Annotated in this window: 14 protein-coding genes; 8 read left to right on the top strand and 6 right to left on the bottom strand. The window is 48.7% G+C overall.

The features are described from left to right. Positions 1 to 69: 69 nt before the first annotated feature. The 5 genes from IQ256_RS26460 (at position 70) to IQ256_RS26440 (ending at position 3,635) form a co-directional block, all read left to right on the top strand. The gene (locus tag IQ256_RS26460; protein ID WP_193858691.1) at positions 70 to 711 is read left to right on the top strand and encodes a Uma2 family endonuclease; all 642 of its coding nucleotides are present in this window, start codon (positions 70 to 72) and stop codon (positions 709 to 711) included. Positions 712 to 826: 115 nt separating this feature from the next. Next, positions 827 to 2,584, top strand: a complete 1,758-nt coding sequence (gene argS / locus IQ256_RS26455; RefSeq protein ID WP_193858690.1) for an arginine--tRNA ligase — start codon at positions 827 to 829, stop codon at positions 2,582 to 2,584. 30 nt (positions 2,585 to 2,614) lie between these two features. Then, the gene (locus IQ256_RS26450; protein WP_228025313.1) at positions 2,615 to 2,929 is read left to right on the top strand and encodes a hypothetical protein; all 315 of its coding nucleotides are present in this window, start codon (positions 2,615 to 2,617) and stop codon (positions 2,927 to 2,929) included. A 176-nt stretch (positions 2,930 to 3,105) separates the two neighbouring features. After that, positions 3,106 to 3,366 (top strand): type II toxin-antitoxin system RelB/DinJ family antitoxin, encoded by a 261-nt coding sequence (locus tag IQ256_RS26445; protein ID WP_193858688.1) that lies wholly within the window; start codon positions 3,106 to 3,108, stop codon positions 3,364 to 3,366. Beyond that, the gene (locus IQ256_RS26440) at positions 3,366 to 3,635 is read left to right on the top strand and encodes a type II toxin-antitoxin system YafQ family toxin (RefSeq protein WP_193858687.1); all 270 of its coding nucleotides are present in this window, start codon (positions 3,366 to 3,368) and stop codon (positions 3,633 to 3,635) included. The genes IQ256_RS26445 and IQ256_RS26440 overlap by 1 nt, the downstream gene beginning before the upstream one ends. Before the next feature lie 103 nt (positions 3,636 to 3,738). On the opposite strand, the gene IQ256_RS26435 is transcribed toward IQ256_RS26440, so the two are convergent. After that, on the bottom strand, positions 3,739 to 5,073 hold the full coding sequence (locus IQ256_RS26435) for an NRAMP family divalent metal transporter (RefSeq protein WP_193858686.1): 1,335 nt from the start codon (positions 5,071 to 5,073) through the stop codon (positions 3,739 to 3,741). A 135-nt stretch (positions 5,074 to 5,208) separates the two neighbouring features. Here IQ256_RS26435 and IQ256_RS26430 point away from each other — a divergent pair, with 135 nt between their 5' ends. Then, positions 5,209 to 6,210, top strand: coding sequence for a methyltransferase domain-containing protein (locus tag IQ256_RS26430; RefSeq protein WP_193858685.1), 1,002 nt, complete (start codon positions 5,209 to 5,211; stop codon positions 6,208 to 6,210). Here the strand turns inward: IQ256_RS26430 and IQ256_RS26425 are convergent. Both IQ256_RS26425 and IQ256_RS26420 read right to left on the bottom strand, forming a co-directional pair. Continuing rightward, complete coding sequence (locus IQ256_RS26425; protein ID WP_193858692.1) at positions 6,176 to 6,418, bottom strand: Txe/YoeB family addiction module toxin; 243 nt, start codon at positions 6,416 to 6,418, stop codon at positions 6,176 to 6,178. The two genes, IQ256_RS26430 and IQ256_RS26425, sit on opposite strands and share 35 nt — an antisense overlap. Positions 6,419 to 6,430: 12 nt before the next feature. Beyond that, a complete protein-coding gene (locus IQ256_RS26420; protein WP_193858684.1) occupies positions 6,431 to 6,679 on the bottom strand; it encodes a type II toxin-antitoxin system Phd/YefM family antitoxin in 249 nt (82 codons plus the stop codon). Between the two features lie 248 nt (positions 6,680 to 6,927). Between IQ256_RS26420 and IQ256_RS26415 the strand changes: the two genes are divergently transcribed. Then, positions 6,928 to 7,494, top strand: a complete 567-nt coding sequence (locus IQ256_RS26415) for a hypothetical protein (protein ID WP_193858683.1) — start codon at positions 6,928 to 6,930, stop codon at positions 7,492 to 7,494. Here the strand turns inward: IQ256_RS26415 and IQ256_RS26410 are convergent. After that, positions 7,491 to 8,645 carry a radical SAM/SPASM domain-containing protein gene (locus tag IQ256_RS26410; RefSeq protein ID WP_193858682.1) on the bottom strand — a complete coding sequence of 385 codons (1,155 nt, stop codon included), beginning with the start codon at positions 8,643 to 8,645 and terminating at the stop codon, positions 7,491 to 7,493. The two genes, IQ256_RS26415 and IQ256_RS26410, sit on opposite strands and share 4 nt — an antisense overlap. Before the next feature lie 99 nt (positions 8,646 to 8,744). Between IQ256_RS26410 and IQ256_RS26405 the strand changes: the two genes are divergently transcribed. Beyond that, the gene (locus tag IQ256_RS26405; RefSeq protein ID WP_193858681.1) at positions 8,745 to 9,368 is read left to right on the top strand and encodes a hypothetical protein; all 624 of its coding nucleotides are present in this window, start codon (positions 8,745 to 8,747) and stop codon (positions 9,366 to 9,368) included. Positions 9,369 to 9,513: 145 nt separating this feature from the next. Here IQ256_RS26405 and IQ256_RS26400 read toward each other — a convergent pair whose 3' ends face one another. Both IQ256_RS26400 and IQ256_RS26395 read right to left on the bottom strand, forming a co-directional pair. After that, positions 9,514 to 9,798: a helix-turn-helix transcriptional regulator gene (locus IQ256_RS26400; protein WP_193858680.1), complete on the bottom strand. Its 285-nt coding sequence runs from the start codon at positions 9,796 to 9,798 to the stop codon at positions 9,514 to 9,516. A gap of 252 nt (positions 9,799 to 10,050) precedes the next feature. Next, positions 10,051 to 11,247 (bottom strand): response regulator, encoded by a 1,197-nt coding sequence (locus tag IQ256_RS26395; protein ID WP_193858679.1) that lies wholly within the window; start codon positions 11,245 to 11,247, stop codon positions 10,051 to 10,053. Positions 11,248 to 11,401: the final 154 nt, after the last annotated feature.

The following is an 11,401-nucleotide window of genomic DNA, read 5'->3' as shown; positions in this document are numbered from 1 at the left end:
GTGTTTGAGGGGGTGAGTGCGCGATAATAGAGCTTCACATGGTGTTTGTGATCTGTAGGGTAAGAGGCGATGGCTACATTACAACTGCGACAAATCAGGGTGCCTGAGGGGCAGACTGTTGAAATTCAAGATGTCAGCTGGTCTGAATTTGAGACGATCTTGCAGGAGCTAGGTGAGAATCGGAATACTCGTATTGCTTACAGTGAGGGGACGTTAACTATTGTGGCACCAATGCCTGCACATGAAGTCGAGAAGGTTTGCATTGCTCGCTGTGTAGAAGTTTTGCTAGATGAGCTGGAGCGAGACTACACTTCTTATGGTTCTACAACGTTTAAGAACGAGCAGATGCTGAAGGCGGTGGAACCCGACGATTGCTTTTACATTGAGTATGCAGATTTGATGGCTGGGAAGCAGCGCATAGATCTGAGTACTGATCCACCGCCAGAACTGGCTATTGAGATTGACCTAACATCTAAAACTCAGTTGGACGCTTATCTAGGGCTAGGCGTTCGGGAGTTGTGGCGGTTCGACAATGGTCGGCTCCGTATCGACTGTCTACAAAATGGTGAGTATGTAGAGGTCGCGGAAAGTCCACTGTTCCCAGGTTGGCCTATCAAAGAAGCCGTAGAGCGCTATGTGGAACGGGCGCGGGCTTCTAACCAAAGGAAAGCAAAGAAAGAGTTCCGGCGGTGGGTGATTGACAGGCTTTAAGAACAAGCGTTCCACGTCTGGGGTTCGCTTACTACGGATAGACCTCTATGATTAATAGGTCTATTTGTGATTAGTTTAGGGACCACTGGCAGCGCGATCTGCCGAATATAGAGCCATGAAATCAACGCTGAATGAACTGAATAATCGTGTGCAGGCTGCGTTGGCGGCGGCGTTTGGCGATGAGTATCAGGAGACTGACCCGATTTTGGTGGGGACAAATAACCCCAAGTTTGGTGATTATCAGGCGAATGTGGCGATGTCGCTAGCGAAGCCGCTGAAGATGAATCCGAGGGCGATCGCAACCCAAATCACAGAAAATATAGACGTCTCTGACATTTGCGAACCGCCTTCAATTGCCGGGCCAGGCTTCATCAATTTCAAGCTCCAGACGGCGTATCTAGAACAGCAGCTCAAGGCTGTGCATAAGAGCGATCGCCTAGGTGTACCCAAAGCCGACCCGCCGCAAAAAGTGCTAGTCGACTACCCTAGCCCGAACATTGCCAAGGAAATGCACGTCGGCCACCTGCGTCCGGCGGTGATTGGCGAATGCTTTGCCAGGGTCATGAAGTTTCTCGGTCATGACGTGCTGAAGGTCAGCCACGTGGGTGACTGGGGAACGCCGTTCGGCATGCTAATCGCTTATTTACAAGAGGCATACCCCGATCCGCAGGCAGCGGCAGATGCCTCAACGAATGGAGAGCTAGCTACGTTCTATCGTCAGGCTAAGAAGCGTTTTGATACCGATGAAACGTTCAAAGAAAATGCCAGGCAGGCGGTGGTAAAGCTACAAGCAGGTGACCCAGAAGTGTTAGAAGCCTGGCGGCGAGTTTGTCAGCTATCGAAGCGGTCGTATCGCAAGATTTACGATCTGTTAAACATTTCAGAAGACATTGTTGATCGTGGGGAATCTTTCTACAATCCTTATCTTGCTGATGTAGTAGCTGACCTTGATAAGGCTGGATTGCTAGTCGAAGATGACGGGGCTAAGTGTGTCTTTTTAGAGGGCTTTACGAACAAAGATGGTGACCCGCTGCCGATGATTGTACAAAAGTCGAACGGTGGCTACAACTATGCGACAACAGATTTAGCGGCGCTGCGCTATCGGATTAATGAAGATAAGGTAGATCGAATTATCTACTCAACAGATGCGGGACAGTCGAATCACTTCTCGCAGTTCTTTCAGGTAGCGCGGCGGGCGGGTTGGCTGCCCGAGACTGTAGAGCTGAGCTATGCGCCGTTTGGCCTGGTGCAGGGCGAAGACGGTAAGCGGCTAAAATCTAGATCGGGAGAGGCAGTACCTTTGCAGGAGCTGCTGGATGAGGCGATCGCCCGCACTCGTGCCGATATAGAAGCCCGGTTAGAACAAGAAAAAAGAACAGAATCGGACGACTTCATTCAAAATGTGGCCGAGAAAGTAGGCATCGGCGCGGTGAAGTACGCGGACCTTAGTCAGAACAGGATTAGCAACTACACTTTTAGCTACGACAAGATGTTGGCTTTGCAGGGAAACACCGCGCCCTACATGATGTATGCGTATGTTCGTGTGCAGGGCATTAGCCGCAAGGGAGAGATTGATTTTTCGACTTTGGACGCGCAGGTGAAGCTGACCGAAGAGAGTGAACTGACGTTGGCAAAGCACATTCTACAGCTAGATGAAGTGCTAGCAGAAGTTGAAAAAGAGTTGTTGCCCAACCGTCTGTGTCAGTACCTGTTCGAGCTAAGTCAAAAGTTCAACCAGTTCTATGATCAGTGCTCAGTGCTGCAAGCGGAGGAGCCACAGCGGACTTCTCGGCTGGTACTGTGTGATCTGACCGCGCGGACCTTAAAGCTGGGGCTGTCGCTTTTAGGCATAGAGGTACTAGAGCGGATGTAGAGATGTGTATGAGAAGTCAGGGAGCTTAGAATGATGCCTTTTGAGCGGATGGGCGATCGCACTAGCACCGCCTACCAATACATTGAGCTGCAGACTACTGAGACCTATCAGGAGCCTGTAGAGGATGAAGGCTACCTGATCAGGTTGTTTTCTGCTCTGATCGTCCCGTTTGTTTTGTTTGCGCTTTTGCTATGGCTGCTGAAGCGTAGCCAAAAGATGTTTATGGAGCAAGCGGATCGTGCGAATGAAAATGCAGAAGCAGTTAGACTCAACAACGAACTGCTAAGAGAACAGATTGAACTGCAAAGAGAAATCTTAGAAGTATTAAGAAAGCAAGTAAGGTAAGTCAATTTTCAAAAGCTGCTAGCTATTTGGGTGGCTTTAAATCAGATTGGATGGATATGCTCAATCCAGGGCAGTGCTTATTCTTTCAGCGAAGGCTGTGATAGCTCAGGTTGCATATGCTGTAGTCCATTTGGGCTACAATTTGAGTGTAGGGTTTCTATGGAGGTGTACAAGCTATGGCAAAAGAGGCGACGGTTAGGGCGCGGATTGACCCAGGGCTAAAGGCCGAGGTTGAGGATTTATTTGAAGCATTAGGGCTCTCGACAACGGAGGCAATTACGCTGTTTTATCATCAGGTAAAGCTGCATAAGGGGTTGCCTTTTGACGTGGCGATTCCTAATGAGGTGACTCGAAGAGTATTTGAGGAGACGGACGCAGGAGAAAACCTTGTGCAGTTTCAAACTGCCGATGCTATGTTTGAGAATCTCGGGATTTAATGCTCAATCCATTGTACGCCAGACAGTTTGAGAAAGATCTCAAAAAGATGCTCAAGCGAGGGAAAACAGGTGAAAGCATCAGACAGGTGATTCAAAAGCTGGTGCAAGAGGAACCGCTTGAGCCGAGGCACAGAGATCACAAGCTTTTAGGTAATTACAAGGGGCGGCGTGAATGCCATATTGAGCCAGACTGGTTGCTCATATACAAGACAACGGCTGAGGAAATTATTTTTGAAAGAACTGGAACTCATTCTGATCTGTTCGAGTAGAAATCGATGTACCAACAGCATGGGTAATTGATTAGCTGAGAGAGTTACCTAGGATCAGCCAATTCTGAATCAAGCCAACAGCGCTACAGACCTTCGAGACCTGTTAGATCAGACCAAGAACGAACTCAAGAACAATAAACAGTAGGCTAAAGCCAGAGAGATACATCAGTCCTACGGTTGCTAGACGAATCAACCATGGTTTTGGCTGAGATTCTACAGGCAGCGTGCGGATGCTGCGAATGTTTAGCCAGGCGTAAAACGGGGCGAACACGAAGGCAATGATAGTGATGGTGTTGATCAGCGGCTCGAATCCGGCGGTGAAGAAGTTGAGTAGAAGTGTGGCTAGGGTGATGAGGATGAGAGCGATCGCACCTCGAATTGGCAATGTGCTTGCCCGAGCGCTAGGCCACAGCTCATAGATACCGGCCTCTAGCGTGCGGGGGAAGGCATCGACGACGGTGAAGGTGGTGGAAAATATGGCTGCGATCGCACACACTCCAATCACCGGCTCCGCCCACGCGCCGATATAGCTGGTATACATCCCCACAAGCTGACCCGCAAACGCCGCTGGTTCTGCTGCCATCCCTTGCGCTGGTAGCGTCAACGTCCCTAGCACCAAAAATAAACAGGCCAGCACCACCGTCAGCACATAGCCAAAATTAAAATCAAAGCTGGCCTCTGCCATCGAAGCTGCCTTGCCGCTGTCTTGACCATTCGCCTGCACCCACAGCGACTGCCAGACAGAAAGTTCCAATCCGCCCGGCATCCAGCCCATAAAGGCAATTACAAAGGGTAGCGCCTTAAGCGAAAATATGGACCCTCTACCAGACGAAGTTGTATAGGCAACTTCCAGCACTGTGGACTCTACACCTGGCGCTATTGACCCGGATGACAATGGCTCAGATAGGAAGCCGCTCACCACCGTTGAAACTGCCATAGTGACTGCCGCCACCGTTGCTATAGACAGCAGAATTACGCACCATTTTGTCACCTGCTCAAACAGGCGATAGCGCCCCACTGCAATCAAGCCCCAGCAAAAAATCAACACGCTAATGGCCAGAACTGTCGCCGACACCTGCGGTAGCCACAGATACTGCAGCAGCATGGCAGCGACAAAGGCATCTACCGCAAAGCTACCCACCGCGCTGATAGCGCTGATGATCATAAACGGCACAAAAATCTGTCGCCCCTGCTGCCGATACGCTTGAATCAGGTTTTGGCCGGATGCTGCAGCGTACCGATGCCCGTACTCGTAAAACGGATACTTCATCAGGTTCGCTAGCAGCACAAAAATCAGTGCTCCCCAGCCGTACATCGCCCCCGCTCTTGTACTTTGCACCAAATGGGAAACCCCAATCGCTGCCCCTGCCATCAACAGCCCCGGCCCTATCTGGGAAAGAGAGAACTTCGAGCGGTCGTTTTCGGTAGCTGATGTCATAAAGCTGATCTTATGGATGCGATCGCTCAAAGGCGAAACCTCTACAGCCTACAGGGTCTATCTACCCAAAGGGTCAGGGTCAGATAAAAATAGTACTATGAAGAGATGTAACGCCCTTAGGGTCTGCCTACTCTCATGAATTTGTTTCTTCTACTTCTGCTCGCCCTGCCCGCTGCTGGTATAGCCGCCTATCTGCTGACACCTCGGCGCTATGACTCATCCGATACGGTCGCGACTTCCTATGACGAGTGGACGCAAGATGGCATCTTGGAATTCTATTGGGGAGAGCATATTCATCTAGGACACTACGGCTCTCCGCCAAGGCAAAAAGACTTTCGGCAGGCAAAGTATGACTTCGTTCATGAAATGGTGAAGTGGGGCGGGCTTGATAGATGCGCGCCTGGTTCAACCCTGCTTGACGTGGGCTGCGGTATTGGTGGCAGCAGCCGAGTGCTGGCCAAAGACTACGGCTTCGATGTGACAGCGGTGACGATTAGCCCTGGGCAGGTAGAGCGAGCAACGCAGCTGACGCCGGAGGGATTGAGCGCCAAGTTTATGGTGGATGATGCGATGGCGCTGTCATTTCCAGATGAAAGTTTTGACGTGGTGTGGTCACTAGAAGCGGGGCCACATATGCCTGACAAGGCAATTTTTGCAAAAGAGCTGCTGCGAGTGCTAAAGCCAGGTGGACTGCTAGTGGTTGGCGATTGGAACCAGCGAGATGACCGCCGCCGTCCGCTGAGCTGGTGGGAAAAGCCAGTGATGAGACAGCTATTGGATCAATGGTCTCATCCTGAGTTTTCTAGCATTGAAGGATTCTCTGAGCTGCTAGAAGCAACCAGAATGGTAGAAGGCTCTGTAGAAACGGCGGACTGGGCTGAAGAAACGCTGCCGTCTTGGATTGACTCGATTTGGCAGGGAATCATTCGGCCAAAGGGCTTAATCAAGTTTGGTGTTTCTGGCTTTATCAAGTCTGTACGCGAGGTGCCGACACTGTTGCTGATGCGTTTAGCCTTTGGCAGTGGGCTCTGTCGGTTTGGCCTGTTCAGAGCGACTAGGGCAAAAGTGCTAGCGTCGTCGATTCAAACTGGAAACGCGAACGTTATTCATAATGACTCCACATCCGTAAAACTCTGACTGTTCTGTTCTCATCGAATATCTGATACACAAGCCGATGTTGAACATTGATCCGTCTGGAGTAGTAATCTTTAAGGTCGCCCCTTAATTTTTCATAAGGCGGCTCATACGGGTCTGTTTCTAGAATATCTAACAGCTCCTTTGCCTTTTTCGCGAGGTTAGCGCCAGTAAGCTTCTTAGCATCTTTCGTAGCCTGCTTCGATAGGATATATCTCCTATTTCACCACTCAACTTCCTCTAAGGGTGTGGCTTCTTCAAGAGACTCTGCTGCTGCCCTGTGCATAGACTCAGCCATGCCTGGAATACCAACGAGATATAGCGTTTCTTGGATTGCGTTCCAGTCTTCTTTAGAAAGTAGAATTGCCGCGTTGCGCGCCCCGGAAATCTCGACGGGCTGGTGCTGGTCGGCAACAGCAGCAACCAGCTTATCTAGCTGATTTTGGGCTTCTTGAACTGTCAAAATATTCATATCTTTCTCTGAATAGTTGTTGTCTTAGTCTATCTCAGCAGTTTTGACGTTCAGGTATGACTCTACAGCTTTTGTCACTTGGTTGAGGTGCAGTTTCTGAGTTGATTCAACTGATATTACGACGGATTAATAGGGATTCTAGATTTCCTTCAGCGATAATGAAACCGCCCTGGGGCTAGGCTTTTCCATGATGGGATTGTAGAGTTTGAGATAGGCGATAGATCCGAACATGCCATCGACTTTTGCACATGCAGCTATCCACGCGGTCCCTACCAGAAGATGTAAAGTTAAAGTTCTATGCTGTTCTATGTGGCGATGAGTCTATTAATGACTTTGAACAGTGGCTTTATAGCAGCAAACAGATAGAGGCAGTGCTACACCCAGACGACTATCTCAACCTGCTATCACTGGACTATTCTTCTTCGCTCGTCCGTGTGAACTTGATAGGCATTCTAGAGAATCTAGTGAGTAGTGGTGAATACGAAACCTACCGAGTCAAGCAGATGCTGCGAGACTTTCTAGGCCAAACCAAAGGAATAGAATCATCAGTAAAGCTGCTCACAGAGTTTTATGACCTGTATTGCAGAGGCGTTAGTTTCCTAGATTCTTTAGGACTTAATTACGGGCTATCAGTAGTTTGCCTTGATGTAGACTCTCTGGCAAAGAGAGAACGGTATGTCGAGTCTTTGCTACCAGATGCTAAACGAGAAGCTAGAAAGGTTTTGCACTATCTGGAGAATGGGACAGTCAAGATTCTAAACACGGAGCAGTATAGCTATTACTTTAGATGTTTAGACCATAGACGAAGTGACTAGACCTCTCCCCAGCCCGGATTGAGTTTTTTCATGATGGGATTATAGAGCTTGAAATAGGCGATAGATCCGACTTGACGTAAGAGTGATTTTTGCTTGGTGTCTGCGCCCATACAGCGCTTGCACACTGGGTTAGTGACCTGGAATTTGTCGAAGCCTTCGCGCAGACTGCAGGCGGGTTTTTGCTGATAGAGGATTTCTCTCAGCGAGTACTCGTTGAGATTGCCCAGTGGAATTTTGCCATCGTAGTCTTTGCAGCAGGGGACGACGGTGCCATCGTAGAGGATGCCCGCTTGGTCGGTGGTGCCGTTGCAGTAGCCGAAGCTGGCCGGGATGACGGTGGTGCTTTCGACGTTGCCCCAGCTATCGAGTGGGAAGGTTTCGAGGGCAAGTTTTGGCGTGAGATCGATGACTTGCCAGCGTCCGGGCCTGTGAGAGGCTAGGCGGCGGCTGAGCTCTGCGGGGCTTGGGCGGTCAGGGTGGTCAGCAGGGAGGCTAGAAAGGAGGCGATCGCACCACTCATGCAACTGCTTCTGCATTTGCTCCTTTCCTTCCACTACGTGCATCGCCTTATGCGGCACTAAAAAAGGGTGCGGCGTCGTATCTAGAAACTTGAGATGAACCCGTGTGTTTGAATGCTCGCTTGCCAGATTCGCCTGCACATATCGAGCAATACCGTCGAAGTACTGCTCTGGCTTGAGCTTGGGCGGTGCGCCTCGAATAATAAATGTGTCTGGATCGGGCGTTTGCAGCGAAATTGTGACTTTAGGAATGCCAGAGGCTACTAGCTTTTCGATATGTTCGGGGCGAATGTGAAAGGTACTGCCGTTAGTGGTGAGATGCAGATTTAGGCGGCGGGCGATCGCCATCTCAATGGCTTCAAAGATATGCGGATAAATCAGCGGCTCGCCCATCAGATGAAAGGCGACAATTTTAGCTAGATTATAGTTGGCGATTTCATCTAGCGCCTTTTTGAGCAAGCCAGTGTCCATATGGCCTCGCTTGCGTTCCATAATGGCGTCGGGGCAAAACTCGCACTTGAAGTTGCAAACATTGGTGACTTCTAAATGGATGCGTTCTAGCTGATGGTTAGTGCCTACGGGAATGTCATTAGTGGATACTGGAGCGGCAGGTGATGTGATACTTGCTGGCATAAAGCTTTTTTCGTAACCCGTAGATTAGAACCGATTCAACTGTAACAAGCCGATAGAAAATCGCATGAGAAAGCGCTGAAAATCTTAAAAAGACCCACGATGACTGATTCAACGGCTAGCTCAACACCTGATTTGATCACTGAGGCTGTTCGCTATATAAAGGGCGAAGGCAAAGCGCCTGATACTAGTGAATTAATTGATGCTTTGTTGCAAGCAGAAAAGGAGAGAAAACAAACTAAGCAGCACTACGAATATGAGCAACTGATTGGTCAGTGGCGCTTGGGCTTTGTCTCAGGGACTCGCAAGGTGCAGCCGCGTCCTGGGGCCAGTGCGGTTACTACCCTAGGAAAAGGACGGTTTATTCCTCGGTTTGTGCGAATTGCGATCGCGTACGAACCCCTTGCCGATGATGCCCAAGCGGGCAGCGGTCAAGTGACTAACTCAGTGGCCTGTGGTCCGATCAAACTTCGACTGAACGGCCCCACTCAGTTTTGGCAAAAGACTAGCAGTTTGGGATTTGATTTTACTGCCATGAAAGTGAACTTGGGTGCGTGGTCTGCTTATGATGGTGGCTTACGCGGCGGCTCAGAACGCGACGCTGCTTTCAAGGAACAAACCCTCAAAGATCAAGCTTTTTTTACGTTCTTTCTAGTCGAGAAGGATTATATTGCCGCTAGAGGCCGAGGGGGCGGTTTGGCTCTGTGGGTGAGAGGTGAGAGATAAGCGACTTTACTAGGTAGTCTCGAACCCCTGCTTTGATAGCTGCAAGTTTTAGATCAGGTACTTCATCACAGCCAAATTGCCCAGTACAGGAAAAAATAATTAAGGATTAATGAAATATTTTGTCTCATGAATTATTGCGCTCCCATCAGTGACCTTCAAACTGTTTCATTTGAGACAAGTACTCTTCTAACATAGAAAACTGCTCTACATTGAGACTGTAATAGACATATCGACCTTGGCGTCTGGTGATTGCTAGGCCAGACTGATTAAGTATCTTCAGATGAAAAGAAAGCCTAGACTGGTTAATTCCTAGCTGGCCTGCTATCTCATTGACGCAGAGCTCTTGACTGTCTTGCAAGAGCTCAATAATTTGTATGCGAACTGGCTCAGAGAGCGCATGGAAACCCGGAAATACTGCTGACTTGCTCATATTAAATACCAACGGGCACATGAATATCATTTATCTTAATAGAATGCATGATTCCCGTGGTCAGGTATCTAAAGATCAAACTGATTCGATACCTGGCAAAAGCGCAGAAGAGTAGGTAGAGACATTTCCCCTAAGGGATGAATTGCTAGCATAGAATATACTGCTACTACAAGAGTATTCTTACAGTTCTAACCTGCATTTTCTTGAGTACGAATCTTTATGAGTATGAGCTCTCACTCTTAGATTTTCTATCTAATCTTCACTCATTAGCAATTCTATTGTTTGATTAAGACGGCAGATCATGGTGACTTTGGCTCTGATCCGTTGAGTATGTGGATGTGCTGAGCCTAGAACATTTTGAAAGATGGCTAGAGACTCTTCAAATAAAACTTCAGCCTCCTGAAATCGAAATTGGTTATCGTATAGCGAAGCAAGATTATAGAGACTTGCTGCAACGTCCAAATGCTCACTGCCGAGGAGAACTCTTCTCATCTCCAATGTTCCTCTCAAGAGAGGCTCAGCTTCATCGTAGCGCTCGCCGTACATGTAGAGCATCGCCTGCAGTGACAGTAAACCTGCCCCAACTTCGTATAGTGCTGTCGAGGCTAGCTCTTTTCTTTGATAGGTGAGTGCTTCTTTCTGTTTGCGATCGCTGATATCAGATTGGGATCCTACTATCCGATAGGCCGTGCCAAATTGATCCCTTAGAGCTTCGCCTTTGGTGAGCACCCACATATAGTGACCTTCTACATGCCGAATACGATACTCACAGTAAATATGCTGCTCTCGGCGCTCAAGATAGTCCTGTAGGGTTCGCTTGAAGCGATCGCAATCTGTCGGGTGAATACGAGCGAGCCACTCATCTGCGGGAATACTTAGCGGCGTACCGTAGATGCCTAACATAGACTGCCATCTTGGCGATAGATAGATTCGATTGTTGTTTAAATCCCAGTCCCATATGTCTCCATCTTCGCCCCTATTATCGAGCGTATGTCGGGCCTGTTCGATTTCCAAGCTTTTTGTCAGCTCCGCATTCTTAATCGCACATTGAATCCGACGAACTAACGAATTTCCAGCATCGGTAGTACCTAGCTTCAACAGCCGACTAGGTGAGAAGGCGTCCGTCTTTGTAAGGTAGTCTTGGGCTCCTTCTAGAATCGCTGCCACAGCTACGGTCTCATCTTCTATCCCAGTTAAAACAACGACTGGTGTTTCGGGTACCTGCTGCTTGAGCTGTCTGATCAAATCTATTCCTTCTCCGTCTGGCAAGTGTAGATCTAACAAGATCAAATCATAACTTTGCTGCGACAGCATCGTCAGAGCCTCTTCAAACCGCTCGACGTGGTATAGAGTCGGCCTTCTCAAATTAGATGAGCTAATGATGGCCTCAACTATCTGAGCATCTGGAGAACTATCTTCGATCAGCAATACTTTGATGTCTATATCCACTTTGATTCTTTACTTTCTTCGTCAAGATTTAACCAACTGCTAGCGAATTGTGCCCAACTTCCATCAATAAAAATTAATCGAAATATTAAGTTAGGCTTAATTCACAAGAGAGCTTTACTTTCTTAGGGTGGAGACTATCTATACTCTCTAGCGG

Source organism: cf. Phormidesmis sp. LEGE 11477, from assembly GCF_015207105.1.
GTDB lineage: Bacteria > Cyanobacteriota > Cyanobacteriia > Phormidesmidales > Phormidesmidaceae > Phormidesmis.
This window is presented reverse-complemented; position numbering and strand designations above follow the sequence as displayed.

Coding starts and splice junctions, on each gene's coding strand:
- IQ256_RS26460 (WP_193858691.1), top strand. CDS start 70: ATGGCTACATTACAACTGCGACAAATCAGGGTGCCTGAGGGGCAGACT.
- argS (WP_193858690.1), top strand. CDS start 827: ATGAAATCAACGCTGAATGAACTGAATAATCGTGTGCAGGCTGCGTTG.
- IQ256_RS26450 (WP_228025313.1), top strand. CDS start 2,615: ATGATGCCTTTTGAGCGGATGGGCGATCGCACTAGCACCGCCTACCAA.
- IQ256_RS26445 (WP_193858688.1), top strand. CDS start 3,106: ATGGCAAAAGAGGCGACGGTTAGGGCGCGGATTGACCCAGGGCTAAAG.
- IQ256_RS26440 (WP_193858687.1), top strand. CDS start 3,366: ATGCTCAATCCATTGTACGCCAGACAGTTTGAGAAAGATCTCAAAAAG.
- IQ256_RS26435 (WP_193858686.1), bottom strand. CDS start 5,073: ATGACATCAGCTACCGAAAACGACCGCTCGAAGTTCTCTCTTTCCCAG.
- IQ256_RS26430 (WP_193858685.1), top strand. CDS start 5,209: ATGAATTTGTTTCTTCTACTTCTGCTCGCCCTGCCCGCTGCTGGTATA.
- IQ256_RS26420 (WP_193858684.1), bottom strand. CDS start 6,679: ATGAATATTTTGACAGTTCAAGAAGCCCAAAATCAGCTAGATAAGCTG.
- IQ256_RS26415 (WP_193858683.1), top strand. CDS start 6,928: ATGCAGCTATCCACGCGGTCCCTACCAGAAGATGTAAAGTTAAAGTTC.
- IQ256_RS26410 (WP_193858682.1), bottom strand. CDS start 8,645: ATGCCAGCAAGTATCACATCACCTGCCGCTCCAGTATCCACTAATGAC.
- IQ256_RS26405 (WP_193858681.1), top strand. CDS start 8,745: ATGACTGATTCAACGGCTAGCTCAACACCTGATTTGATCACTGAGGCT.
- IQ256_RS26400 (WP_193858680.1), bottom strand. CDS start 9,798: ATGAGCAAGTCAGCAGTATTTCCGGGTTTCCATGCGCTCTCTGAGCCA.